The following is a 20,542-nucleotide window of genomic DNA, read 5'->3' as shown; positions in this document are numbered from 1 at the left end:
GGGCCGGGCGCGCACAGCGGACGGGTGCCGGCTCAGCCGCCGCCCGCGAGCTGCGCGGCCGCCTCGTGCATGGCCAGTTCGAGCAGCACCGGGTCGGTGAGGTGGCCGGTGCCGTCCGGCGGCACCAGCCAGCGCACCCCGCCGGTGGCCCGGCCCGGGTAGGGCACCACGATCCAGGTGCCGCGGCCGGCCGCGCGCACTCCGGTGGCCAGCCAGCGGGCGGCGGTGCCCGGCGGGACGAAGAAGCCCATCCGGGAGTCGCCGAAGTCCGCGAGCACCGGCCCCGGGCGGTCCACCAGCCGGGTGAGCACGTCGAGAGTGGGGTAGCCGAGCTCGCCGTTCAGGATCAGGACGTCCCAGATCCGCCCGGCCGGCAGCAGTGCCACCCCGAGCGGGTTGCGCTCCCACTCCGCCCGGCAGGCCTCCGGATCGGCCGCCACCGACACCAGCCATTCGACCGCACTTTTCGCTCCGGCGCTGCCCATGCCGGTCCCTCCGTTCGCTTCGCGCGAGTTTGCTGTCAGGAGAGAGAGCGGGCAGGTCACGGATTATTACGCGGGTTTCACTACTGACCGGTAGTGAAGCGGGTCACATCCGCACGCGGTCGTGCGCCGGGGTGATCATCGGGCCGCCCGCCGCCCCGGACAGACCGGGGCACCCGGCCCGCCGCACCCCGCGTCGCCCCGCCCCCCGGCGCGGCTCAGCTGTCGAAGCCAAGGCCCGCCCGGTCCATCGCCCGCAGCCACAGATTGCGCCGCCCCTGCGACCGGTCCGCCCGGTCGAGCGACCACTTCGTCAGCCCGATCCCCACCGAGGCCAAGGGCTCGGGCGGGAACGGCAGCGGCTTGTCCCGGACCATCGCCAGCCGGGTCCGCTCGGTGGACTCCCCCGCCAGCAGGTCCAGCATCACCTCGGCGCCGAACCGGGTCGCCCCCACGCCGAGCCCGGTGTAGCCCGCCGCGTAGCCGACCCGCCCGTCGTGCGCGGTGCCGAAGAACGCCGAGAACCGGGTGCAGGTGTCGATGGCCCCGCCCCAGGCGTGGCTGAACCGCAGCCCCTCCAGCTGCGGGAAGCAGTGGAAGAAGTGCCGGGCCAGGGTCAGGTAGGTGTCCGGGCGGTGCTCGTACTCCGGCCGCATGCGGCCGCCGCGCGGGTACACCGCGTCGTAGCCGCCCCACAGGATCCGCCGGTCGGCGGTGAGCCGGAAGTAGTGGAACTGGTTGCCGCTGTCGCCGAGGCCCTGCCGCCCCTTCCAGCCCACCGAGGCGAGCTGCGCGTCGGTCAGCGGCTCGGTGGTCAGCGCGTAGTCGTAGACCGGCACGGTGTACCGGCGGATCCGCCGGACCAGCGACGGGAAGACGTTGGTGCCGAGCGCCACCCGGTGCGCCAGCACTCTGCCGTACGGGGTGCGGACCGCCATCGCGGCCCGGTGCCTGACCAGCTCGGTGGCCGGGGTGCGCTCGTAGATCCGCACGCCGAGCCGCCGCGCGGCCGCGGCCAGGCCCCAGGCGAGCTTGGCGGGGTGCAGCATGGCCACGCCCCGCCGGTCGTACAGGCCGCCGTGGAAGGTCGGCGAGTCGACCTCGGCCCGCATCTGGTCGCGGTCGAGCAGTTCGATGTCGATGCCGTGCTCGGCCGCGGTGCCGGCGGCCGCGCGCAGCTCCTCGTACTGGTACGGCGCGGTGGCCACGTCGATCTCGCCGGTCCGCTCGAACTCGCAGTCGAGGCCGTACCGGCCGACCGCCGCCTCGATGGCGTCCAGGTTGCGGGCGCCGAGCGCCTGGAGCGCGGCGAACTCGTCCGGCCAGCGGGCCAGCCCGTTGGCCGCGCCGTGGGTGAGGCTGGCGGCGCAGAAGCCGCCGTTGCGCCCGGAGGCGGCCCAGCCGACCCTGTCCCCCTCGACCAGCACCACGTCGCGGCCGGGGTCGCGCTCCTTGGCGAGCAGCGCCGTCCACAGCCCGCTGACGATGTATAAAAACCAGCAACTGGAGGTGCTGTGACCTGCACGCTGTACCGCGCATACGACGACCGCGACCGACTGCTCTACGTCGGCGTCAGCGATGGCGAGTTCATTCGGCTGGCGCAGCATGCCGCGTCGGCGCCGTGGACGGTGTACGCGGTGAAGGTCACGCTGACGCGGTTCGTGCGGCGGGCGGATGCCGAGGAGGCCGAGCGGCGGGCGATCGCCGAGGAGGATCCGGTGTGGAACTACCAGGGGCGGCCGGCGGCGCGGTATCTGGCGTGGATGGCTGCGTATCCGCGGGATCCGGAGGGGCCGGGGGGAACGTAGGCCGCCCCGGTTGCCGTGGGGGCGGCGGCCGGGGCGGGTGCTGGAGGGTGGGTGTCAGGCGGGGCGGCGGTGTCCCTGTCTGTCTGCCCGAAGGATGTCGATGATGGCGCGTCGGTCCTCCTCGGAGATTCGCATCTCCCAGATGTCTCGCTCGTGGGGGTCGGTGAGGTCTGCGTAGGGGGTCTGGTCGGCGGGGGCGGGTTCGATGAGGGTGTCGTCGGTGTAGGCCCGGGTGATGGTTCCGGGTCTGAGTTCGAGGGCTCTCTCCCAGGCTGCGCGTTTGCCGCGCTGGATCTCAGTGAGGCCGCGTTCGGTGGCGCTGACGGTGGAGGGGTCGATGCCGACGCGTTGGGCCAACGCGGGCTGCGTCAGGTCCAGCGCTATGCGGCGTGACCTGATCTGCTGTCCGACCGAGTGGGGGCGCTCGGGGGTCTGGCTCATGTCACAGGATGGTGACAGAGATCCTAGGAAAAGTCTATGGGACCAGTGGGGAATCAGCCGTGACCTGCACGGTGATCCCTAGGCTTTCCCATGTGTGAACCCTTGTGAATCCCTAGGGATTCTGGTTCACTTCTTCCATGCCACTCAGAACCGACGGGGCGGCACTCCGCGAACGGCGAACCCTCAAGGGGCTCACCATCGTCGAGTTCGCCCAGCTCATCAGCTACAGCCAGAACCACGTCAGCCAAGTCGAGCTCGGCCGCCTCAACGCCGGCCCGCAGTTCCTCCGCGCGGCCGCCGACATCCTCAACTGCTCGCTCGGCGACATCACCAACGGCGTGATCCCGCGCAAGAACAGCCGTTCCCCCCAGCCGAAGAACACCGCCGGGCCGTCCAAGGCCGTCGCGTGATGTGCCGGACGCCGGAGGAGGCGTTCCAGGCCGGATGGGACGCGCCGTGCGAGCACGGAATCCCGAACCCGGTCGACTGCCCCGGCTGCCGGCTCACGCCGGAGGAGATCGGGGCCCTGGTGGTCATCCACCGCTCGTACCTGCGGCCGGCGTCCCCGGCCGCGAAGTCCGCCTGACCTGTCCCCCCAGTGGCGCGGGGCTACCGGCCCTGTCCGGCCAGCAGCCCCACTCGGCGCCGCACCCCACCACCAACCAATCAAGAAGTGAGGCACTCGCCTTGAAGACGAATCGTATCCAGCTCGCCGCGCTCACCGCGCTGGCGACCCTGGCCCGGAACAACCCCGACCTGCCCGGCCCTTCGATCAACCTGTACTCCGGCGGCAGCATCGACGGCTTCGTGTACGTGGGCCTCGACGGACCGGCCGCGCTGGAGGCGTGGCGGGTGGCGCTCGGATGGCTGCCGGAGATCGTCGAGTTGAAGACGCACAAGGACACGGTGTGGCTGGCGATGGACGCCGAGTTCATGGGCGTGCCGTTCCAGGTGAACACGTTCACGGTGCCGGTCTCGGTCGAGGTGGCGTCGGTGCTGCCGGAGGCCGCCGGTCTGGCGTCGGACGAGGTGCCGTCGGGTCTGCCGCAGGCGTGGTCCGCCGAGGTGTCGGCGTGAGCGGCCAGGTGCCGGCGCCGGCCGAGCAGCAGCAGTCGGTGGTCGGTGTCCTCGCGGCTGTGGCGCAGAACTGGAACGGGTACAACGCCCGGCCGGGCGACCTGTACACGGCGATGGCGGCCCGGTTGGACGACACCGGTCTGCTGATGACGCCGGAGGTCGCGGCCGAGCTGGTGCGACTGCGGGCGGAGCGGCACTCGACGAACGAGGCGCTGGACACCGCAGTCGCGGAGATCCGGGCGAAGGACACGCGGATCACCGCGCAGGCGCGGGCGGTGCACGACGCCCTCAAGAAGGTGGCCGCCGCAGCCGTATCGAGGTCCCGCGCCACGCTGCTGGAGCAGCAGCTCGCCGTGCGGACCTTCTACCTCGCCGACTACGAGGGCATCAGCGACGGGCCGAGCCTGCACACCACTGTCGATGCCGCGAAGGCGTGGGTCGCGCAGGCGTGTGCGGACTTCGCCGACCCTGCCTGGGACTGGTACGAGCAGGACGGCGTCTGGCAGCAGTGGTCCACCGACCCGGACACGGACCGGCCCGTGAGTCGTGGGGCGGGCAGCGTCACGCCGCTGACGGTCCAGGGTGACGGCATCCTGGCCGAGGCCGCGCGGATCCGGCAGCAGTTCCTGAAGGGGGCCAGGCAGGCGGCGCTCCTGACCGAGGTGCGGGACTCGCAGCGGAATGAGATCGGCCGGTTGCAAACCGAGCAGGGCGAGCTCATGCAGGCCCTGGGTTGCGGGCAGCACGACGAGTGGTGCGAGGTCGTCCACCGTGCCCGTCAGCTGGCTGGCGGTGGCGCGTGATGGCCGCCGACCGTTCGTGGTTCCCCGGGCAGCCGACCCCGAACCCGAAGAAGCCGGGTGGCGGTGGTCGCCGTGGCTGACGTGACCTTGGCCGTGATCCTGGTCCGCTCCCTGGCCGCCATCGCCGCGTGGGTGACGGTCTGCTACCTGGCTGGCCGCCCTGCGGAGGTCGCCGCGAACTGGCGGGAGGGCCGTGCGTGGGCGCGTGCCCGCCGCGCGCAGGCCGCCCGGGCCCGGGCCCTGCTGGCCGGTCTGCCCCGCGCGGTCGCCGTGCTGGTCCTCGTGGCGGCGCTCCGGTCGCACGGCCGGCACCGGGCGGGGGTGGGCGCGTGATGTCCGCCGTCGCGATCGGGCTGCTGATCTGGCTCGCGTTGCAGGTCCCGCTCGCGCTCCTCTTCGGCAGCGCGATGCGCAGCCGCCCCGCCCCCACGCCGCCTGTGCCCGTCGTGCCTGCCCCCACCGAGCTCGTTCCCGCCGTGCCCGAGGAGGGCAACCACTCATGACCGATCTCAATGAACTCAGGGCCGCCGCACTGTACGCGATCCGCCGGTTCAACGTCCCCGAGAACACCCCGGCCCTGCCGCTCTACTGGCGCGTAATCATTGGCGACAGCGAGTCGATGGACGGCCTCGCGCCGGTCTGCCCGTCCGTCGCGGACACCACTGGACTGCACGTGATCGATCGCTCGGACGGCTCGGTCCAGGACGACACAGGCGTGTACGACTGCTGCCCGACGCCGTGGATCGAGGCCGGGCACGGCGAGATCTCCGCGTATTTGGTGGCTCTCCTCAACGCAGACGCGGTGCACGCACAGGCTGCGGCCAACGCGGCCGAGCCCGAAGACGAGATGACCGACGCGGACGTGATGTCCGCCACCGAGATGTACGACCTGGACCAGGCCGACGAGCACGCGCTCGACGCCGCCGCTGACGCCGAGGCGGGTGAGTCCCGGTGATCAACAAGAACATCGGGGTCACCCCCCGTACCGCCGCGTCCCCGGCCCGGCTGCGCGCCGACCGGATCCGCCGCGACACCCTCACCATGCTCGCCGCCGCACTCGCCGACGACCACGAGAACGACGTCCTCAACGCCCTCGACGAACTGATCGACGCCGTGGCACACAACGCGCCGGACGTTCAGATCAACGCGCTCGTCGGCGACATCGAGGACGTCGCGGACATGGGCCGGGCCGCGATGGACCTGACGGCCTCCGACGTCTCGCAGTTGGCGGACGAGGCGATGCACGCCCACGCCATCGGCGCCGGGTCGGTCGTCGCCCTGCCACAGCAGCAGGACCGGAGGGCATCGTGAGCGCCCGCCCGGCACGTGACCGGCTCTTCGCCCTGATGGCGACCAAACCCACCAAGCGCGAGCGCGCGCTCGATGCCTATCGCGCCGAGGTGCTGGCGGAGGCTGCCGACCGACTCACGGCCATCGCGGACGAGGCCGAAGCGCGAGTCGCCGAGCACTACGGAGCCGCATCCGGGATCGGCCCGGGGTCGGCCGACATGGTTCGCGAGGCCGCACGCACCGTGCGGGACATGGCCGGGAAGGACACCCGCGAGGGCGAGTCCACCACGGCCGCAGGGGACGACCCGGCCGCACTCCTGGCGCTCGCCACCGTCCTGGAGATCCCCCGGCCCGTGTCGCCCTGGACGCCGCTCCAGCTACGGCTCTCGTACGGGCACGCCGACCGGTGGGCGATCTGCGACCGCACCGGCCGCCGCTGGTACCCCGAGGGCTGGATGTACGAGCCCGACGACGACCGGCTGTGCGACGACGGGCGGTTCGCGCTCGCCGTGGCCGTGCCGCTCGCCCGCCGCCTCGCTGAGGGCGAGGTGCGCCGTGGCTGACGCCGTGTTCGAGCAGGCCCTCGCCGACATCCGCACCATCCCCACCGAGCCCCAGATCCACCCCGCACTGCGCTGGTCACCCGAGGGCTGCTGCACCGGCGACCACGCCGGCTGGCAGTGGCACCAGTGCCACAAGGTCCCCGCCTGCCAGTCCTCGCGTGACGCCTACAACACGTACATGCGCACGTACCTGCGCGGCTGGCGCGCCCGACGGGCGGAGGCCCGATGACGACTATGACCGAGGCCGGGGCCACCACCCCGGCCCCCGGCCGCCGCGTCACACCCACCGGCCGCCTGATCCTCCACCACGACACCCCCCGCGAGCAGTGGCTCGACGCCCGCCGCGCCGGCATCGGCAGCAGCGACCTGCCGGGCGTTCTCGGCTTGTCCGGGTTCAAGACCCCCCTGCACGTCTACTACGACAAGCGCGGCCAGCTCCCCCACGACGACTCGTGGTCCGAGGCCGCCCACTTCGGCACCGTCCTCGAAGAGCCGCTCGCCCGGGACTGGGCACGCCGCAACCGCACCGTCGTCGAACCCGTCGGGATCATCGCCAACCAGGACGACACCTGGCAGATGTGCACCCTCGACAGGCTCTGCACCGAATGCCCCCTGAACAGGTCCCAGCGGTCGCTGTGCGCGCTGGAGGTCAAGACCCGCAACGCGTTCGTCGCCCAGCTCTGGCGCGAGGGCCCCCCGGACGACGTCCTCGCCCAGGTCCTCTGGCAGATCCTCGTCACCGGCCTGGACCACATCCACGTCGTGTGCCTGATCGGCGGCCAGGACTACCGGCAGTACACCGTCCGCCGCGACGAGCACCTCAAGCTCGTCGCGTACCTCAACGCCGAGGCCAACCGCCTGTGGTGGGAGCACATCACCGTCGGCCGGCCCCCGGCGTCGACCGGCGAGGAACCGCCGGACGCCCTGATCGAGCTCTACGGGCGCCTGCACCCCGACCGGTCCGGTGACGTCGTCCTGGACCGGGACCTGGACACGCAGGACGCGATGACCGACTACCTGGTCGCCGTCGCGGACAAGGCCGCGGCGGAGAAGCGCCGCAAGGCGGCGCAGGCCCGGCTGGTGGCCGCGCTCGGCAACGCGCAGGCCGCGCTGGTCGGCGACAAGCCGTTCTTCTCCATCGAGCAGTCCCACAAGCGGACGCCCGATCTGGCCCGGCTGGCCGAGGAGTTCCCCGAGGCGTACCGGACGTGCGTGGCCGACGTGCCGCACGACCGCATCGCCATCCCCGCTTTCGTGCGCAAGGAGTTCACCCCGTGACGTCCCTGACCGAGCGCGCGGAGCGCGCCACCGCCGACGACTACACGCCCCCGGCTCCCGCCTCCGAGATGTACCCCGCCCCGGAGTCCGGCGCCGGCCTCGACATCACCGACACCGAGTTCGTGGCCGGCGACTATCCGGTGCCGGAGATGATCCCGGTCCACCTCGCGTGGCTGCGCGTGCGCCACGACGTGCGGTTCGTCGGGAAGAACGACCGGCACATCGAGTTCGACCAGCGGTCCGGAAAGTCGAAGGAGAAGTACCGGTTCCGCGGCGTCGAGTCCGCCCTCAACGCGTTCGGTCCGGCGACGCTCCGGCACGGCGTCAACGTCGTGGCCACTGACATGGTCGCCACCTACCGGGACACCAAGTCCTCGCGGGGCAACCCCATGCGGGAGTGCACGGTCCTGGTGACCTGGCAGGTCATCGGCCCAATGGGCGACAGCCTGCCGCTGGGCAAGTCCGCGGGCGAGTCGTTGGACTCAGGCGACAAGGGCACCGCGAAGGCGCAGTCCCTCGCGCTGCGGGCCCTGCTGTTCAACACCGGGCTGATCCCCACCGGCGAGCCGGAGCCGGAGGCGGTGCCCGTCGAGCGCGGCGACGCCCCGACTCGCACGGCCAACGACTACCGCGACGAGATCATCAACCCGAAGACGTCAGCTGGCCGACTGGAGCAGATCGGCTACGAGCTGCGTTCTGCACAGATGCTGCACGTGCTGGTGCAGAACGAGAGCGGCGACGAGGAGAGTCTCGACTCGCTCGGGATGCGGCACTTCAACGAGCGCAAGGCGGCTTCGGGCGGTGGTGCGGAGTGAGCGCCCCGTGGTTCCTCCAGCGCATGGCCGGCCTCGACTTCGAGAGCAGCGACAAGCACCCCCAGACCGCCCGCATCGTCACCTGCGCGCTGATCCTCGTCGGCGGCGGCCAGGCCCCGTCCACCCGGACCTGGCTGCTGTCCCCGGGCATCCCGATGGAGGCCGAGGCCATCAGCGTGCACGGCATCACCGACGAGTACGCCGCCGAGCACGGCATCCCGGCCGAGCAGGGTGTCGGGGAGATCGCCCAGGCCCTGATGGAGGTCGTTACCGCCGGGGTGCCGCTCGTCGGCCACAACCTCGGCGGCTACGACCTCAACCTCCTCAACGCGGAGTGCGCCCGCCACCTGGGCGACACCCTCGAAGGGATCGTGCGGCAGCCGCTGACACGGGTCATCGACACGATGGTGCTCGACAAGCACGCCGCCCCGTACCGCAAGCGGGTGTCGGAGACGCAGGGCGCGTACCAGATGCGGACCACCGCCGAGGCGTACGGCCTCGGTTGGGATGAGGACCAGGCGCACGGCGCGGAGTACGACGCGCTGATGTCGGCCCGGGCGGCGTACCGGATGGGCGCCATCGCGTTCACACCGCGCGCCGACCGCCCGGCATGGGTGCAGTCGCTGCGGAACCGCAGGGGCCCGTACGAACGGTTCGACGACCTCGCCGTGACCGACGTGGAGGAACTGCACCGGCGGCAGGTGGTGTGGGCTCGCGAGCAGGGCGAGTCGTACCAGGTCTACCTGCGGGCGCGCGGCGAGCACGCCCAGGCGGACGGCGTGAGCACGCAGTGGCCGCTTGAGCAGGCCGAGGACGTGCCGGCCGCTGAGGGGGCTGGTGCGTGATGCCCACCAAACGCACCCTCACCCGCCAGCTGGCCGACGCCCGCCGCCAGCGCGATGCCGCCTACGAGGCCCGCGATGTCGCGCTCAAGGACGCGGACGGCGAGCGGTTCAATACCCGGCGCCTGTCGCGGCAGATCAGCGACGCCCGCGACGAGATCGATGCGCTCCGCAAGGAGGCGACCGAACCGGCCCCGGCCCCGGCGGGCCCGGCTGTCGAACCTCAGACGACGCGCCGCGAGCTGCTGCTCGTCAACCGGGCGCGGCGCGCGCTGGTCGATCAGATCGAGGAGCTGCGCCGCTGCAACGACGACCTCTCCCGTGAGGCCGTGGACCGCGCCGGGAACCTCGCACCGCGGGGGGTGGCCCGGTGATCACCGACCTCATCGCGTACGGGTTTGTGACCGTCGCGCTCGCGCTGCTCGTCGTCGGTATCCGCCGGCACCGCCCGCGCGGCGCCGACCGCCCGGCCGGACCCGTGCTGGTGCCGGACCCGTACCTGCGCCTGCCGTGCCACGGGCTGGCGTGCGGCCACATGACGACCCGCCACCTGCCCAACGCCGACCAGCCGGGCACCGCGATCTGCCGCGAGTGCGGCGCCATCCGAACGGACCACGCATGAGCACGCCCACCGCGATCGGCCTCGACCTGTCCCTGACCGCCACCGGCATCGCCTACACCGGCGGCGACACCGAGACCATCAAGACCCGCACGGCGCACGGCGACCGGCGCCTGAGGCAGATCGCCGACACCATCCGCACCATCATCCGCGCCGAGCACCCCGACCTCGCCGTCGTCGAAGACCTGCCCACCCACGCCATGTCCGCCGGGATCACCGGCATGGTCCACGGCTGCGTGCGGGTCGTGCTCCTGGAGGAAGGCGTGCCGTACGCCCTCATCCCCCCGGCCACGCTGAAGGCGTTCGCGACGGGCAAGGGCAACGGCGACAAGACCGGCATGGCGATGGCCGCGTACAAGCGGGCCGGCCGGGAGTTCGGCGACGACAACCAGTGCGACGCCTGGTGGCTGCGGCATGCCGGCCTGGACTGGCTCGGTGTGCCGGAGATCGTACTGCCGCAGGCGCAGCGCGACCGGCTGGCCAAGGCCAAGTGGCCCGCGGCGGTGACGACGTGATCGATATCGACCTGATCGCCGTCGAGCGGGCCATCACCGGCCGACCGCCCTTCCCCACCCTCAACCGGCCCGAACAGCGGTACGCCGTCCACCTCCTCACCCGGTCCGGCCGCGGCGCCAAGGACATCGCCGGACTCCTCGGCATCACCACCCGCACCATCAACCGGTGGCGGGCACAACCCGTATCGCTGCCCTCGCAGCCCCTCCAGGAGCAGGCCCGGTGGCGGGAGAACGCAGCGTGCCGTGAGGTGGGCGCCGCGTTCTTCTTCCCCTCGGACGAGCCCGAGGAGCAGCCCCTGTACTCCACCGGCCGGGCGCGCGCGGTCTGTGCTGGCTGCCCTGTCCGGTCGGCGTGTCTGGACGACGCCATGGCCCGCGAGGGCACCGCTGGGCGGCATGGGCGGGCCGGTGTGTGGGGTGGGTTGAGTCCGTCGCAGCGGGCTGCGCTGGCCCGTGCCCGGGCCCCGCGGCAGGGTCCGGTTCCTTCCCGGGTGGAAGAGATCCAGGGCCGGCACCGTGCTGATCTGCTGGCCGCGCTGCGGGGTGCGGCGTGACGCCCCGCAAGAAGCGGACGGCGCCGCCGGTGTTCCGGCCGGGGCAGCTCCTGGACTGGGCGGCGTCCTCGCACTGGAACTGGGATGGCCCGGCCGCGTGCAGGTGGTGCGGCCGCCCGGCGTTCCTCCTGGACTCCGGCCGGCACCCATCCCACAAGACGTGCGCTGAGGACGCGCTCGCCCAGCAGGCCGCCGAGGCGACCGCCGCATACGGAGGACAGACGCTATGACCCTCACCCTCATGGACTGGTTCTGCGGGGCCGGCGGCTCCTCGCAGGGCGCGCACGCCATCCCCGGCCTGTCCGTCACCCGCGCCGCCAACCACTGGGAACGCGCGATCGAGTCACACGCGGCGAACTTCCCCGACACCGACCACTACCGCGGCGACATCCGAGAGGCACCCGTCGACCGGTGGCCCGCCACCGACCTGTTCTGGGCATCGCCGGAATGCCCGCAGTGGTCCAACGCCCGCGGCAAGCGCCGCGACTTCGACACCTCCCTGCAAGGCGACCTGTTCGAGGGCTTCGCCCCGTCGGAGGAAGTCGAACGGTCCCGCGCGCTGATGGAGGAAGTTCCGCTGTACCTCCGCGGCGTCCAGGACCGCGGCGGCCTGGTCCGCGCCGGCGTCGTCGAGAACGTCACCGACGTCAGAGCGTGGGACCAGTGGGACCGCTGGCTCGGCGAGATCCGCAAGCTCGGCTACACCACGCGGACCATCGCGCTGAACTCCATGCACGCCCACCCGCGCGCGGTCCACCAGGCGCCGCAGTCCCGCGACCGCCTGTACGTCGCGTACTGGCATCACTCCCTCTGGCGGACCCCGGACTGGGACAAGTGGCTGCGGCCGGCCGCGTTCTGCACCGGGTGCGACGAGTGGGTGCAGGCCGTGCAGGTCTTCAAGGACCCGACCCGGGACATGGGCCGGTACCGGCAGCAGTACGTGTACCGCTGCCCGCGCACCACCTGCCGGAACCAGATCGTGGAACCCGCCGTGCTCCCGGCCGCGGTCGCGATCGACTGGTCGATCCCGGGGCAGCGCATCGGCAGCCGCGCCAAGCCGCTCGCCGACAAGACGCTCGCCCGGATCCAGGCCGGCCTGGACAAGTTCGCCCGGCCGATCACCCTGGAGGCTGCCGGGAACACCTTCGAGCGGCGCCCTGGGGTGCGCACCTGGCCCGCCGATCAGCCCCTCACCACGCAGACGACCACCGCGACGAAGGCGATGGCGTACGACCCGCTGATCGTGCCCGCCGGCGGCACCTGGCGGGACTCGGCCACCAGCGTCGGCGATCCGATGCCGACTCGCACCACCCGGGAGAACGACGGCCTGGCCGTTCCCCCGCTGCTGGTTCCCGTCGAGGGCCGCGACGGCAAGGAACCCGCGACGGCGAATGCGCCGCTGCGCACCCAGACCGCCCGCAACGAAACCGGCCTCGCCTGGCTCCCGTTCATGGTGACCCTGCGCGGCGGTGGTAACCAGCTGCGCGGGCGGTCCATCCACGAACCGGTCGGCACGGTCTCCGCGAACGGCAACCATCACGGCCTGATCGCGCCGCCGGCGATGCTCATGCGGAACAACACCCCGCGCGGGGGCGCCGGGCAGATGTGCACCGGCGTGGACGAGCCCGCCCGAACCCTCACGACCGCCGGCCACCAGTCGCTGGTCACCTGGGAGCACCTGCTCGTGCCGTACTACGGCAACAGCACGGCCCGCCCGGTCTCCGAGCCCGTCGGGACGCTGTCGACCCGCGACCGGTACGCCTTGGTCCGCGGTGACGTGGACATCGAGGACGTGCTGTTCCGGATGCTGGAGCCGCACGAGATCGGCCGGGCCATGAGCTTCGCCGACACCTACATCGTCCTCGGCAGCAAGCGTGAGCGCGTCCGCCAGTACGGCAACGCCGTCACCCCCAATGCCGCCGAGGTCATCCTCTGCGCGCTCGTCGAGGCCATCACCGGCGAGGCGATCTCGCGGTACGCGGAACCCGTGGGGACCGCCGCGTGATCTCCCTCCGCCTGCCCGCCGCCGCCGATCTGGCCGAGCTCGTGGACGCGCTGCTTGCTGCCGCTGACGTGTGCGAGGACCGCGCGCCCGAACTGGCCGCCCGCCGCCGGGCGCTGGCCGACGACCTCGGCGACGGCCTCGACGCCCTGCCCCAACCCATCCCCATGCCCGCTGATCCCCGAGAGGACCACACCCCGTGACCACCGAACCGCCGCCGTACACCGACGCCGACCTCCGCCACGAAGCCGCCCGCCAGCACGCCACGGCCCTCGAAGACCCCGACTTCATGGGCATCGGCGAGCAGATGGAAGGCGCCGACATCGCCAGCACCGTGCCCGCCGACGGCGGCGACGGACGCCAGTGGGACGACCTGCCCGAGGAGCAGTTCGACACCGCGCAGCGTGCCATCGACGACCTGATCAACCACGCTGCGGACGTGTCCGAGTGGGCGGTCAACCTCGGCGCCGACGACCTCGTGCCCACCGGCCACCGCATCGAGATCGCGGGCCCCGACGGCGCCGTCGCCGTGCGCCTCCACATGGCGTTCGACGCCGACATGCCCACCCCGCTCCGGGACACCGTCGTCGCCGACCTGGTCGCCGCGATCTCCCCCGTGATCCCCCTGATCCCGCAGACCTGACCCGCCCGCACCCGCAACACCAACGGAAGGACAGCGCACATGCCCAAGCTCGCCAAGGACGCCGTACCCGAGGTGAAGGTCGACGCCGGAGCCGCCGCCATCGAAGCCTCCCTCTCCCCCGAGCAGCGCCGCGGCCTGTTCGAAGCGCCCGGCTCCACCGTCTACGCAATCGTCGCGTTCACCTCCAAGTCCTACACCGGCCACGCCGACGACGAGGACAAGGACCCGCAGGTCAAGGTGCGCGTCACCGAGTGTGAGGTCGCACGCACCGACGAGGAAGCCGCCTCCCTCGCCGAGGCGAAGCGGGCGATGTGGAGGTCCCGCCGTATCGACGGAACGCTCGACGAGGTCGGCAACGGGCCGCGGGGGGCGGCCGGCGTTCTGGACGCGGCGTTCGCCGGTCATCCGTCGGAGGACGAGTACCGGCAGCGCGAGGCCGCGAAGCGCACGCGGGACTTGCACAACGCCCCGCGCTGACCGACCGGCCGGTCTGGGCGACCTCCCCCGCCCGGGCCGGCAGCACCACCCACCCCGACTGAACCGCCGGAGAGCCGACTTGAGCACCAGCACCGACCGCGACCGCGAGCGCGGCGTCCAGACCGTACGCAACGCGTGGATCAACGCGCTGCGGAACGAGGTGCTGCGCTCCGACATCCCCGAACTGCCCCGCATCGTGGCCATCGGCATCTGGATCTCGACGTACGCGGACGCTGACGGCTCCAGTGCGTTCCCAGGTCGGGAGACCCTCGCCAAGCTCGCCGGTGCCGCCCCGCAGACCGTGACGAACGCGGTCCACGTGCTCGTCGCGGCCGGTGTGCTCCAGAGGCAGCGCCGCCCGAATCAGTCGTCGTTGTTCCAGCTCGTCATCCCCACCGAACGCCCTGACTGGGGTGCGCACATGCACCTCTACACCGAGACGAAGCAGAAGGAGTACCGGCGTCGGAAGGCTGCCGAGGCGCGCGCGGCGAAGGCTGCGGAAGCGGCCCGGAAAGCGTCGCAGGACTCCTTCCGGAAGGGGTCCCCGTCAAACGGTCCGGAAAGGGTCCCCGGACTCTCTCCGAACGATCCGGAAGGGGTCCCCGGACCCCCTCGGAAGGAGTCCCCGGACCCTTTCCGGAAGGGGTCCCCGACAAACGCCTACCAGTTCACCCCTACCTCCGGTAGGGACCCAGAAAGGGACCAGGAGACGGCTGATGTTGAACCTCAGCCACAGGTAGATGGGCCCGCCGCGCCGCACCAAGATCCATCCCCCTCGCAGCACCACGAGCAGACCGACGAGGCACCCGCGCTGCGCCGCTGCGCCGACTGCGGGCAACCCGTCCTCCGCGCCGGACGCACCCACTGCGCCGCCCACACCCAGCCCCGCGCCCACCCCGGAGCCGCGTGATGCCCATCCGACCCGAGAACCGACACCGGTACCCCGCCGACTGGCCCGCCATCAGCCTCCGCATCCGCACCGAACGCGCCGCCGGCCGCTGCGAATGCCACGGCGAATGCGGACGCGGCACCCACACCGGCCGCTGCCCCAACCGCCAGGGCCAGCCCGCGTACGGCACCGGCTCCCGGGTGGTGCTCACTGTCGCGCACCTCGACCACCAGCCCGAGAACTGCGACGACACCAACCTCCGCGCCATGTGCAACGGCTGCCACCTGCACTACGACCGCGACCACCACCGCCAGACCGCCGCCGCCACCCGCCGGGCCGCGCTCGCCGCCGCCGGCCACCAACCGCTGTTCGGCCTCGCCGACATCATCACCACCCCCTGCGCCCGCTGCGGCGCCCAGGCCACCACCCGCGCTCACTGCCGCCCCGACCTTCTGGTCAACCCCGACCCCGCCGCGCCCGCCGGAGCCGACAGCGCCCCGTTCTGCGCCCCCTGCGCCGACTGGGTCGTCAGCGCCTGGCGCGGCACGAACCACGCCCCGTGCGGCCGGGACCGCGCCACATGGGCCGCCTGGACCACGCCCCTCCCCGACCACGGCACCGCCTGAGGAGACCACCCATGACCACCGCCGGACTCTGCCCCGAACCCACCTGCCGCCGCCCCTACGTCCTCACCGCCGACGGGAAAATCCGCTTCCACAACACCGGCGGCAAGCGCACCACCCCGGAGTGCCCCGGCTCCGGCGAGCCCCCCGGGCCCTGGAGCCCGGACGACGAACCGCTCACCTCGCCCACGGTGAGTCGCGACGACGAGATCCGCGCCGCCACCTACCGCGAAGCCGCCAACGACCTCACCGCCGCAGCCACCAACACCACCACCGAATGGTCCGCACACCGGGCACTCACCGACGCCGCACGCCGACTCCGCGCCAAGGCCGACGCACTCGCACCGCCCACCACCTGACGCCCGGCAGAACTTCACCCGACCGAAACGGACACCACCGTGACCGACACCACCGCCGTCCGCCGGCAGCTGCTCGCCGCGCTCATCGACCGCGTCGAACAGACCGACCTCCTCGGCGCGGAGACCCCGCTGCTCCGACCCCTCGTCGAAGCCGAGACCCGCCACGGGCAGGCCGTCATCGACCAGTTCACCGCCGACGCCCCGTGGCTCAAGGCCACCGCCGAGGACCACCAGGCCGCCGCCGTCGCCCTCGACGCCGTACGCCTCCAGTGCCAGGACTGGATCAAGCCGACCACCGCCCACACCGGCGAGAGCCGGCGCCGCGACGAGACCGTGGCGAACGCCGCCGGGGTCCTCCTGGACGTGATCGCCCACCACCTCGGCACCACGGCGGACGCGGTCGCCCACTGCTCGCCACTGGTCAACCCCGCGTGCCCCGGACACACCGGCACCGACCGCTGCGACCGCGCCCCCAGCCACGCCGCACCCACCGCGCCCACCGAGGAGCCCACGACATGACGACCACCGCGCCGATCACCCTCACACCCAAGGACTTCGAGGCCACCTACGACGACATCGCCGTCTGCTGCTCCGGCGAAGACGGCGACATGATCGCCCTCGGCCACCACGACCCGACGACCGCGCTCGCCGCGTTCAACCGGCACGCCACCGAATACCTCGGGCTCGCCAACATCGTCGACGACGCCACCCTCCCCGCCGCCGAACTCGCCTCATACGCCAAGCACATCACCCAGCACTGGGGCACCGTCCGCAAAGCCACCGAGGCCGAGCAGGACAACGAGGGCTGGTCCTGGTGCCTTGAGTCCGCGATCAAGGACACCCCCGGCGCGATCCCGTACACGTGGCTCGGCCTGAACTGAGCCGCTACACGCCCGCCTGAGCCCCGCACACGCCCCCCGGCGGACTGGGAGCCACACAGCGCCCCAACGCCCGGCAGACGCCCGCACAGCCATCCCCAGAGCATCACGCAGGAGCAACCGATGATCGACCAGACATCCGACGCACACCCGGTTCCCGAGCAGGCCGCGCGCCAAAGCAGCACCAACCAGACACCCGAGCCCGGGCAGATCTGGGCCGACAACGACAGGCGCAGCAACGGCCGGTACCTGCGAGTGCTGTCCATCGAGGACGGCTCGGCACTCGTCAAGCAGGTGACCGCCGCCGGAGAGTCGACGCTGAAGGCTCCGACCCGCATCCGGCTGAACCGGTTCCGGCCGACGTCCACCGGCTACCGGCTGGTGCGGCACGCGGACGGGAGCGCCGCCTGATGGCCGACTCCCGCCTCCACATCACCCCGTACCTCTGCCCCGTCCCCGGCTGCGTCGGCGGGCTCATCTCCGATGGCGACGGCGGCACCGAACGCTGCCTCCACTGCTCCGGCACCGGCCTCACCGACAACCCCCTCGGCGGTGCCGAGCTGGCACCCCGGCCGCCCGCCGTGATGCGCGCGGCGTGCGCGGACTGCGCGTTCCGGGCCGGGTCACCCGAGCTGGAGGACTACGCCTCCCGGCTGCCGGAGGAGGAGCCGTTCTTCTGCCACCAGGGCCTGCCCGTGTCCGCCGACGGCAGCTACCGGCCCGTAGCCACGTTCGGCGGTCTGCCGCTCGGAGCGATGGTCTGCGCCGGCTGGTGGGCACTGCGCACCGGCGAGGAGCTGCCCGCGGTGCCGTACCGGGAAGTCCCGCTCGGTGAGGACGGGATCGACCGCAGGTGGACGGGGCCGGCGCAGCGCAACATCGACCGCGCCGTGCAGGCCGCGAAGGGAGCACGGTCATGAACCAGCCGCCGCCCGCCCGCAATCCGTTGGTGATCACCGACCGGATCCTCAGCGAAATCCTCGCCACCCGCACCCGCCGCGACGACCACGACGGCCAGACCAACCACCCCGACTACGACCCCCGCGACATCGACATCGTCACCCGCCGCGAGTACCAGTTCCGCGCCGACAACTGGGCCAGCCACAACGCCGAGCGAGCCACGCCCACGATCACCGGCGGCCGATGCGGCTACGGGCACCCGAGCAACGGGCCGCACCCGCACACCGCGTGGGACGGGCTGCTGCTGGAGCAGGCGTACGCGACGCTCGCCGAGGCGCATCCGGTGCGTCTCCGCGCCCGCCTGATGGACCTGGCCGCGCTGGCTGTGGCGTGGACGGAGGACGTCGATCGGCGCATCGCGGCGCAGGCCGCCGTGTACGTGCCGCCCGCAACGCACGCGCGCTCCGGCGACGGGGCCGGCTGCTGCCCGCACACGATCCCCATCGGGCCCGGGTCATGCGAGGACTGCTGGGACCTCGTCAAGTGGGACCTGCTCGGCGGTGAGCAGCAGTGAGCGCCCGCCGGCCGCCGGTGCCCTACTTCGGCTCCAAAGCCCGCATCGCCGACCGCATCGTGTCCCTCCTGCCCGCCCACGACCACTACGTCGAGCCGTTCGCCGGCGGCCTGTCCGTGCTACTCGCCAAGCCCGCCAGCCGCATGGAGACCGTCAACGACCTCGACCACGAACTCATCACGTTCTGGCGCACCCTGCGAGACCGGCCCGACGAGCTGATCCGCGCCTGCGTCCTGACGCCCCACTCCCGCGCGGAGCTCGACGCCACCTGGGAACCGGCCACGGACGACCTCGAGCTGTCCCGGCGCATCTGGTGCCGACTCGCCCAGGGCCGCTCCGGGACACTGCGCAAAACCGGCTGGCGGCACTACATCGACCCGGCCGGATCAGTCACCTCCATGCCCGGCTACCTCGAGGCCTACCGCGACCGGCTCGCCGGCGCCGCCGAACGCCTCATGGCCGTCAGCCTCGAATGCCTGCCCGCCCTCACCCTCATCGGCAAGTACGGGGCGCATCCGCGGTGCCTGCTCTACGTGGATCCGCCCTACCTCGGCAGCACCCGCGGGTGGGGTCGCAACTACCGCGTCGAGATGAAGGACGAAGCCGAGCACCGCGAACTGGCGGCCGCGCTCGAGGCCTGCGAATCCGCAGTGGTCCTCTCCGGCTACCGCAGCGAGCTCTACGACGAGCTGTACGCGGGCTGGCACCGCCACGAGATCGCCACGATGACCGGCAATGCGATCGGATCGAAGGGACGCATCGAGGTGCTGTGGTCCAACCGTCCGCTCGGCGACGCGGACCTCTTCACCGACGGCGAGGCCGACCAGTGAGCCCGGCACGCGCCGCCCGCCCGTGGGTCATCGCCGGCGCCACCCTCACCACCCTCAACGGCCTCGCGGCCTGGACCTGGCCGACACTGCCCACCCTCACCGCCATCGTCGGGGCAAGCCTGGTCTTCGCCGTCGTGCACAGCCTGTCGACCGGCCCGGCGTCCGGGCGCCTCATCCGAGAGCCCAAAACGAGAACCACGGCCGGGGAACAGCAGGTCAACGCCGGTGGCGAACGGTGCTGCGTCTGCGGCGGACTCGACACCCCATACGAGAACTACCGCGGGCAGCTCTTCTGCTGGCCCTGCGCGAACTGCGGCTGCGGGCAGGACCGGTGCGTACGGACCGGGATCAACGGCCCGGCGGTGGACGAGCCCGGGCCGGCCGCGCCCGACGTCGCCCACCCGAGCACGGAGCAGCCGGTCAGCGGGCCGCAGCAGGTGGACGAATCCACGCCCGACGGCGGGCCAGTCGTCCAGGCCACCACCACCGTGCCGCTCGACTGGACAGGCGCCGGCCGGACCTTCACCGACACCATCCGCACCCACACCACCCACCAGGAGAACCCCCGTGGCTGAAGCCCGCATCGACCTGAAAATCCCCGGCCTCGACGCCCTCGCCACCGACCTGAAACGCCTCACCGACGTGCTCGACGCAGACGACAACACCACCGCGGCCGTCGCCGTCCGCGCAATCCAGCTCATGCGGCAGGCCGGAGACGAACGCGACAAGGCCAACGCCGAGCTCGGCGCCGCACGCGACCAGCGCGACGGGGCGTACCGGGAGCGCGCCCAGCTCCTCGCCTGGCTCGCCGCACTCCACCCCGCCGTCATCGCCCCCGCCCTCGACCTCGACGAACCCGGCTGGTGGATCCTCTACCTCGCCCCGCCCATCGGCGGCCAACTCTCCTGGCACATCTCACCCCGCGACGCCGGACTCCTCACCCACGTCGAACGCGTCGAGCCCGACGACCCCCGCGCGCAGTGGGACGGCCACACCACCGACGAGAAGTACGGGCGCATCCAGGTCCTCACGAGCGCGCTCGTCGAAGTGGAGGCTGACGACGAGGACGAGTTCGACGACGCGCCCACCGACTCCGACAGTGACGTGTTCGCGCTGATCTCCGAGATCGCCAGCCGCCTCACGGACGCCACCGACGACGGCGAGTACCAGGCGGCCGGCCTGATCGGGGACCTCGCCAACGGCCGCAAGACCATCGCCGAGGCCCGCACCGAGCTGGCCGACATCACGTTCCGCCACGTCTGACCCGCTGAGACAGGAGC

36 protein-coding genes are annotated in these 20,542 nt (G+C 72.2%); 33 read left to right on the top strand and 3 right to left on the bottom strand.

The window, feature by feature from the left end; genetic code table 11:
* Positions 1–32: 32 nt before the first annotated feature.
* Both ACQPW6_RS31390 and ACQPW6_RS31385 read right to left on the bottom strand, forming a co-directional pair.
* Positions 33–485 carry a hypothetical protein gene (locus tag ACQPW6_RS31390; protein ID WP_433893084.1) on the bottom strand — a complete coding sequence of 151 codons (453 nt, stop codon included), beginning with the start codon at positions 483–485 and terminating at the stop codon, positions 33–35.
* Between the two features lie 215 nt (positions 486–700).
* A complete protein-coding gene (locus ACQPW6_RS31385) occupies positions 701–2,089 on the bottom strand; it encodes an NAD(P)/FAD-dependent oxidoreductase (protein ID WP_433893083.1) in 1,389 nt (462 codons plus the stop codon).
* Between the two features lie 30 nt (positions 2,090–2,119).
* Here ACQPW6_RS31385 and ACQPW6_RS31380 point away from each other — a divergent pair, with 30 nt between their 5' ends.
* Positions 2,120–2,290, top strand: coding sequence for a hypothetical protein (locus tag ACQPW6_RS31380; protein WP_433893082.1), 171 nt, complete (start codon positions 2,120–2,122; stop codon positions 2,288–2,290).
* Positions 2,291–2,344: 54 nt separating this feature from the next.
* Here the strand turns inward: ACQPW6_RS31380 and ACQPW6_RS31375 are convergent, their stop codons facing one another.
* A complete protein-coding gene (locus tag ACQPW6_RS31375) occupies positions 2,345–2,731 on the bottom strand; it encodes a helix-turn-helix domain-containing protein (RefSeq protein WP_433893081.1) in 387 nt (128 codons plus the stop codon).
* A 137-nt stretch (positions 2,732–2,868) separates the two neighbouring features.
* On the opposite strand from ACQPW6_RS31375, the gene ACQPW6_RS31370 reads away from it, so the two are divergent.
* From ACQPW6_RS31370 to ACQPW6_RS31215, 32 genes are all read left to right on the top strand, one after another.
* Positions 2,869–3,141, top strand: coding sequence for a helix-turn-helix domain-containing protein (locus ACQPW6_RS31370; protein WP_433893080.1), 273 nt, complete (start codon positions 2,869–2,871; stop codon positions 3,139–3,141).
* Positions 3,141–3,317, top strand: coding sequence for a hypothetical protein (locus tag ACQPW6_RS31365; protein ID WP_433893079.1), 177 nt, complete (start codon positions 3,141–3,143; stop codon positions 3,315–3,317). The genes ACQPW6_RS31370 and ACQPW6_RS31365 overlap by 1 nt, the downstream gene beginning before the upstream one ends.
* Positions 3,318–3,418: 101 nt before the next feature.
* Entirely contained in the window at positions 3,419–3,808 is a 390-nt protein-coding gene (locus tag ACQPW6_RS31360) for a hypothetical protein (protein WP_433893078.1), read from the top strand.
* Positions 3,805–4,611 carry a hypothetical protein gene (locus tag ACQPW6_RS31355; RefSeq protein ID WP_433893077.1) on the top strand — a complete coding sequence of 269 codons (807 nt, stop codon included), beginning with the start codon at positions 3,805–3,807 and terminating at the stop codon, positions 4,609–4,611. Before ACQPW6_RS31360 ends, ACQPW6_RS31355 begins: the two co-directional genes overlap by 4 nt.
* Positions 4,612–4,683: 72 nt before the next feature.
* Positions 4,684–4,944: a hypothetical protein gene (locus ACQPW6_RS31350; protein ID WP_433893076.1), complete on the top strand. Its 261-nt coding sequence runs from the start codon at positions 4,684–4,686 to the stop codon at positions 4,942–4,944.
* Positions 4,944–5,114 carry a hypothetical protein gene (locus ACQPW6_RS31345; protein WP_433893075.1) on the top strand — a complete coding sequence of 57 codons (171 nt, stop codon included), beginning with the start codon at positions 4,944–4,946 and terminating at the stop codon, positions 5,112–5,114. Before ACQPW6_RS31350 ends, ACQPW6_RS31345 begins: the two co-directional genes overlap by 1 nt.
* Positions 5,111–5,566, top strand: a complete 456-nt coding sequence (locus ACQPW6_RS31340) for a hypothetical protein (RefSeq protein ID WP_433893074.1) — start codon at positions 5,111–5,113, stop codon at positions 5,564–5,566. Before ACQPW6_RS31345 ends, ACQPW6_RS31340 begins: the two co-directional genes overlap by 4 nt.
* Positions 5,563–5,922, top strand: coding sequence for a hypothetical protein (locus ACQPW6_RS31335; RefSeq protein WP_433893073.1), 360 nt, complete (start codon positions 5,563–5,565; stop codon positions 5,920–5,922). The genes ACQPW6_RS31340 and ACQPW6_RS31335 overlap by 4 nt, the downstream gene beginning before the upstream one ends.
* A complete protein-coding gene (locus ACQPW6_RS31330; protein ID WP_433893072.1) occupies positions 5,919–6,464 on the top strand; it encodes a hypothetical protein in 546 nt (181 codons plus the stop codon). Before ACQPW6_RS31335 ends, ACQPW6_RS31330 begins: the two co-directional genes overlap by 4 nt.
* A complete protein-coding gene (locus ACQPW6_RS31325; protein ID WP_433893071.1) occupies positions 6,457–6,693 on the top strand; it encodes a hypothetical protein in 237 nt (78 codons plus the stop codon). Before ACQPW6_RS31330 ends, ACQPW6_RS31325 begins: the two co-directional genes overlap by 8 nt.
* On the top strand, positions 6,690–7,742 hold the full coding sequence (locus ACQPW6_RS31320; RefSeq protein ID WP_433893070.1) for a YqaJ viral recombinase family protein: 1,053 nt from the start codon (positions 6,690–6,692) through the stop codon (positions 7,740–7,742). Before ACQPW6_RS31325 ends, ACQPW6_RS31320 begins: the two co-directional genes overlap by 4 nt.
* Positions 7,739–8,557 carry an ERF family protein gene (locus ACQPW6_RS31315; RefSeq protein WP_433893069.1) on the top strand — a complete coding sequence of 273 codons (819 nt, stop codon included), beginning with the start codon at positions 7,739–7,741 and terminating at the stop codon, positions 8,555–8,557. Before ACQPW6_RS31320 ends, ACQPW6_RS31315 begins: the two co-directional genes overlap by 4 nt.
* Positions 8,554–9,402 carry an exonuclease domain-containing protein gene (locus ACQPW6_RS31310; protein WP_433893068.1) on the top strand — a complete coding sequence of 283 codons (849 nt, stop codon included), beginning with the start codon at positions 8,554–8,556 and terminating at the stop codon, positions 9,400–9,402. The genes ACQPW6_RS31315 and ACQPW6_RS31310 overlap by 4 nt, the downstream gene beginning before the upstream one ends.
* On the top strand, positions 9,402–9,773 hold the full coding sequence (locus ACQPW6_RS31305) for a hypothetical protein (RefSeq protein ID WP_433893067.1): 372 nt from the start codon (positions 9,402–9,404) through the stop codon (positions 9,771–9,773). The genes ACQPW6_RS31310 and ACQPW6_RS31305 overlap by 1 nt, the downstream gene beginning before the upstream one ends.
* Entirely contained in the window at positions 9,770–10,021 is a 252-nt protein-coding gene (locus tag ACQPW6_RS31300) for a hypothetical protein (RefSeq protein ID WP_433893066.1), read from the top strand. The genes ACQPW6_RS31305 and ACQPW6_RS31300 overlap by 4 nt, the downstream gene beginning before the upstream one ends.
* Positions 10,018–10,533, top strand: a complete 516-nt coding sequence (locus ACQPW6_RS31295; protein ID WP_433893065.1) for a crossover junction endodeoxyribonuclease RuvC — start codon at positions 10,018–10,020, stop codon at positions 10,531–10,533. Before ACQPW6_RS31300 ends, ACQPW6_RS31295 begins: the two co-directional genes overlap by 4 nt.
* Positions 10,530–11,087 carry a WhiB family transcriptional regulator gene (locus ACQPW6_RS31290; protein WP_433893064.1) on the top strand — a complete coding sequence of 186 codons (558 nt, stop codon included), beginning with the start codon at positions 10,530–10,532 and terminating at the stop codon, positions 11,085–11,087. The genes ACQPW6_RS31295 and ACQPW6_RS31290 overlap by 4 nt, the downstream gene beginning before the upstream one ends.
* 226 nt (positions 11,088–11,313) lie before the next feature.
* Positions 11,314–13,092, top strand: a complete 1,779-nt coding sequence (locus tag ACQPW6_RS31285; RefSeq protein ID WP_433893063.1) for a DNA cytosine methyltransferase — start codon at positions 11,314–11,316, stop codon at positions 13,090–13,092.
* On the top strand, positions 13,089–13,292 hold the full coding sequence (locus tag ACQPW6_RS31280) for a hypothetical protein (protein WP_433893062.1): 204 nt from the start codon (positions 13,089–13,091) through the stop codon (positions 13,290–13,292). The genes ACQPW6_RS31285 and ACQPW6_RS31280 overlap by 4 nt, the downstream gene beginning before the upstream one ends.
* A complete protein-coding gene (locus ACQPW6_RS31275; RefSeq protein WP_433893061.1) occupies positions 13,289–13,732 on the top strand; it encodes a hypothetical protein in 444 nt (147 codons plus the stop codon). Before ACQPW6_RS31280 ends, ACQPW6_RS31275 begins: the two co-directional genes overlap by 4 nt.
* Before the next feature lie 39 nt (positions 13,733–13,771).
* The gene (locus ACQPW6_RS31270) at positions 13,772–14,209 is read left to right on the top strand and encodes a hypothetical protein (protein ID WP_433893060.1); all 438 of its coding nucleotides are present in this window, start codon (positions 13,772–13,774) and stop codon (positions 14,207–14,209) included.
* 79 nt (positions 14,210–14,288) lie between these two features.
* Positions 14,289–15,119: a hypothetical protein gene (locus ACQPW6_RS31265; RefSeq protein WP_433893059.1), complete on the top strand. Its 831-nt coding sequence runs from the start codon at positions 14,289–14,291 to the stop codon at positions 15,117–15,119.
* Positions 15,119–15,724 (top strand): hypothetical protein, encoded by a 606-nt coding sequence (locus ACQPW6_RS31260; RefSeq protein WP_433893058.1) that lies wholly within the window; start codon positions 15,119–15,121, stop codon positions 15,722–15,724. The genes ACQPW6_RS31265 and ACQPW6_RS31260 overlap by 1 nt, the downstream gene beginning before the upstream one ends.
* A gap of 11 nt (positions 15,725–15,735) precedes the next feature.
* Positions 15,736–16,080, top strand: coding sequence for a hypothetical protein (locus ACQPW6_RS31255; RefSeq protein ID WP_433893057.1), 345 nt, complete (start codon positions 15,736–15,738; stop codon positions 16,078–16,080).
* 39 nt (positions 16,081–16,119) lie between these two features.
* Entirely contained in the window at positions 16,120–16,599 is a 480-nt protein-coding gene (locus tag ACQPW6_RS31250) for a hypothetical protein (RefSeq protein WP_433893056.1), read from the top strand.
* Positions 16,596–16,961, top strand: a complete 366-nt coding sequence (locus ACQPW6_RS31245; RefSeq protein ID WP_433893055.1) for a hypothetical protein — start codon at positions 16,596–16,598, stop codon at positions 16,959–16,961. Before ACQPW6_RS31250 ends, ACQPW6_RS31245 begins: the two co-directional genes overlap by 4 nt.
* Positions 16,962–17,081: 120 nt before the next feature.
* Positions 17,082–17,369: a hypothetical protein gene (locus ACQPW6_RS31240; protein WP_433893054.1), complete on the top strand. Its 288-nt coding sequence runs from the start codon at positions 17,082–17,084 to the stop codon at positions 17,367–17,369.
* Positions 17,369–17,878, top strand: a complete 510-nt coding sequence (locus tag ACQPW6_RS31235) for a hypothetical protein (protein ID WP_433893053.1) — start codon at positions 17,369–17,371, stop codon at positions 17,876–17,878. Before ACQPW6_RS31240 ends, ACQPW6_RS31235 begins: the two co-directional genes overlap by 1 nt.
* Positions 17,875–18,432 (top strand): hypothetical protein, encoded by a 558-nt coding sequence (locus ACQPW6_RS31230; protein ID WP_433893052.1) that lies wholly within the window; start codon positions 17,875–17,877, stop codon positions 18,430–18,432. The genes ACQPW6_RS31235 and ACQPW6_RS31230 overlap by 4 nt, the downstream gene beginning before the upstream one ends.
* Positions 18,429–19,262: a DNA adenine methylase gene (locus ACQPW6_RS31225; protein ID WP_433893051.1), complete on the top strand. Its 834-nt coding sequence runs from the start codon at positions 18,429–18,431 to the stop codon at positions 19,260–19,262. Before ACQPW6_RS31230 ends, ACQPW6_RS31225 begins: the two co-directional genes overlap by 4 nt.
* Positions 19,259–19,837, top strand: a complete 579-nt coding sequence (locus ACQPW6_RS31220; RefSeq protein WP_433893050.1) for a hypothetical protein — start codon at positions 19,259–19,261, stop codon at positions 19,835–19,837. Before ACQPW6_RS31225 ends, ACQPW6_RS31220 begins: the two co-directional genes overlap by 4 nt.
* Positions 19,830–20,525, top strand: a complete 696-nt coding sequence (locus ACQPW6_RS31215; RefSeq protein ID WP_433893049.1) for a hypothetical protein — start codon at positions 19,830–19,832, stop codon at positions 20,523–20,525. Before ACQPW6_RS31220 ends, ACQPW6_RS31215 begins: the two co-directional genes overlap by 8 nt.
* Positions 20,526–20,542: the final 17 nt, after the last annotated feature.

Origin of the sequence: Streptomyces sp. CA-111067 (assembly GCF_050956065.1) — a bacterium.
GTDB lineage: Bacteria > Actinomycetota > Actinomycetes > Streptomycetales > Streptomycetaceae > Actinacidiphila.
The sequence above is the reverse complement of the archived record's forward strand: the minus strand, read 5'-3'. Positions and strand labels throughout refer to the sequence as shown.